The organism is Kribbella sp. CWNU-51 (assembly GCF_054073265.1).
The window spans coordinates 1-3,150 of sequence record NZ_JBSXMZ010000070.1; the positions used below are offsets into that span (position 1 = coordinate 1).

At 55.6% G+C, this 3,150-nt stretch carries 1 rRNA gene; it reads right to left on the minus strand.

The window, feature by feature from the left end:
• A 23S ribosomal RNA gene (locus ACXC9Q_RS41835) occupies positions 1–3,113 on the minus strand; the annotation flags it as partial.
• Between the last annotated feature and the right edge of the window lie 37 nt (positions 3,114–3,150).

Consider the following 3,150-nt stretch of genomic DNA (forward strand, 5'->3'; position numbering starts at 1 on the left):
CCTATTAGTACCAGTCAGCTCCACATCTTGCGATGCTTCCACTTCTGGCCTATCAACCCAGTGGTCTACTGGGGGCCTTACCCGGTTAACCCGGTGGGAGACCTCATCTTGAAGCGTGCTTCCCGCTTAGATGCTTTCAGCGGTTATCACTCCCGAACGTAGCCAACCAGCCGTGCTCCTGGCGGAACAACTGGCACACCAGAGGTTCGTCCACCCCGGTCCTCTCGTACTAGGGGCAGCCCTTCTCAAGTCTCCTGCGCGCGCAGCGGATAGGGACCGAACTGTCTCACGACGTTCTAAACCCAGCTCGCGTGCCGCTTTAATGGGCGAACAGCCCAACCCTTGGGACCTACTCCAGCCCCAGGATGCGACGAGCCGACATCGAGGTGCCAAACCATCCCGTCGATATGGACTCTTGGGGAAGATCAGCCTGTTATCCCCGGGGTACCTTTTATCCGTTGAGCGACGGTGCTCCCACATGCCACCGCCGGATCACTAGTTCCGACTTTCGTCCCTGCTCGACATGTCTGTCTCACAGTCAAGCTCCCTTGTGCACTTACACTCGACACCTGATTGCCAACCAGGCTGAGGGAACCTTTGAGCGCCTCCGTTACCTTTTAGGAGGCGACCGCCCCAGTCAAACTACCCACCAGGCACTGTCCCTGATCCGGATAACGGACCAAAGTTAGACAGCCAGAACAACCAGAGTGGTATTTCAACGATGACTCCACCCGAACTGGCGTCCGAGCTTCACAGTCTCCCACCTATCCTACACAAGTTGTACCGACCACCAATACCAAGTTGTAGTAAAGGTCCCGGGGTCTTTCCGTCCTGCTGCGCGTAACGAGCATCTTTACTCGTAATGCAATTTCGCCGAGTCCACGGTTGAGACAGCGCCCAAGTCGTTACGCCATTCGTGCAGGTCGGAACTTACCCGACAAGGAATTTCGCTACCTTAGGATGGTTATAGTTACCACCGCCGTTTACTGGCGCTTAAGTTCAAAGCTTCGCCGGCCCTAAAGCCGACTAACCTGTCCCCTTAACGTTCCAGCACCGGGCAGGCGTCAGTCCGTATACATCGAATTACTTCTTCGCACGGACCTGTGTTTTTAGTAAACAGTCGCTTGGGCCTGGTCTCTGCGGCCATCACCGCGTCGGTGAGCAAGTCACCTAACGGTTCCGGCCCCCCTTCTCCCGAAGTTACGGGGGCATTTTGCCGAGTTCCTTAACCATGGTTCACTCGATCGCCTTGGTATTCTCTACCTGATCACCTGTGTCGGTTTGGGGTACGGGCGGCTCTAACACTCACTGCGAAGTTTTTCTCGGCAGCATGGGATCATCCACTTCCCCTAAACGGGTCCGCCTCGGCTCTCAGGCTCAATGAGACACGGATTTGCCTATGCCTCGCCCTACCACCTTGCCCGCGGATCAGCTTGCGCCTACCATCGCCGCGGTTGGACTACCCTCCTGCGTCACTCCTCAATGCACCTACTACCACCTCGGGCCACCAACGCCACCAATCCGTCCGAAGACATCAAGGCCTTGTTGGCTTAGCATCAGCGGGTTCGGTCGGGTCGTGTTAATGCCGGTACGGGAATATCAACCCGTTGTCCATCGACTACGCCTGTCGGCCTCGCCTTAGGTCCCGACTTACCCAGGGCAGATTAGCTTGACCCTGGAACCCTTGATCATCCGGCGGACGGGTTTCTCACCCGTCATTCGCTACTCATGCCTGCATTCTCACTCGTGCAGCATCCACAACTCCATCACTAGGCTGCTTCACACGCTGCACGACGCTCCCCTACCCATCCACACACCTGGACCAACCCCGAAGGGCCGGCCTGGTACGAGTGTGAATGCCACAGCTTCGGCGGATTGCTTGAGCCCCGCTACATTGTCGGCGCGGAATCACTTGACCAGTGAGCTATTACGCACTCTTTCAAGGGTGGCTGCTTCTAAGCCAACCTCCTGGTTGTCTGGGCAACTCCACATCCTTTTCCACTTAGCAATCGCTTAGGGGCCTTAGCTGGTGATCTGGGCTGTTTCCCTCTCGACTACGGAGCTTATCCCCCGCAGTCTCACTGCCGCGCTCTCACTTACCGGCATTCGGAGTTTGGCTGATTTCGGTAAGCCGGTAAGCCCCCTAGACCATCCAGTGCTCTACCTCCGGTAAGAAACACGCGACGCTGCACCTATATGCATTTCGGGGAGAACCAGCTATCACGGAGTTTGATTGGCCTTTCACCCCTATCCACAGGTCATCCCCCAGGTTTTCAACCCTGGTGGGTTCGGTCCTCCACGCGGTCTTACCCACGCTTCAACCTGCCCATGGATAGATCACTCCGCTTCGGGTCTAGAGCATGCGACTAAAGCGCCCTATTCAGACTCGCTTTCGCTACGGCTACCCCACACGGGTTAACCTCGCCACACACCACTAACTCGCAGGCTCATTCTTCAAAAGGCACGCCGTCACACCCCACAAGTGAGGAGCTCCGACGGATTGTAGGCAACCGGTTTCAGGTACTATTTCACTCCCCTCCCGGGGTACTTTTCATCTTTCCCTCACGGTACTAGTCCGCTATCGGTCACCAAGAAGTATTTAGGCTTAGCGGGTGGTCCCGCCAGATTCACACGGGATTTCAAGAGTCCCGTGCTACTTGGGAAAACACTCAAGAGTCACTGTCTTACGCCTACAGGGCTATAACCCACTACGGCTCAACATTCCAGAAGATTCGACTTCAACAGCGATTTATAACTCTCTGGTCTCACGGCATTAAGACCCGAATGCTCCCACAACCCCATATACGCAACGCACGCCGGCTATCACACGCACATGGTTTAGCCTCATCCGCTTTCGCTCGCCACTACTCACGGAATCACTATTGTTTTCTCTTCCTGCGGGTACTGAGATGTTTCACTTCCCCGCGTTCCCTCCAGAACCCTATGTGTTCAGGCACTGGTAACTGGCTTTAGAATGCCAGCTGGGTTTCCCCATTCGGACACCCCCGGATCACAGCTCGGTTGCCAACTCCCCGGGGCTTATCGCAGGCTCCAACGTCCTTCATCGGCTCTTGGTACCAAGACATCCACCGATTGCCCTTAGTAGCTTGTCACAAAAACAAACAACAAAAGACAAAATTACGCTACAAA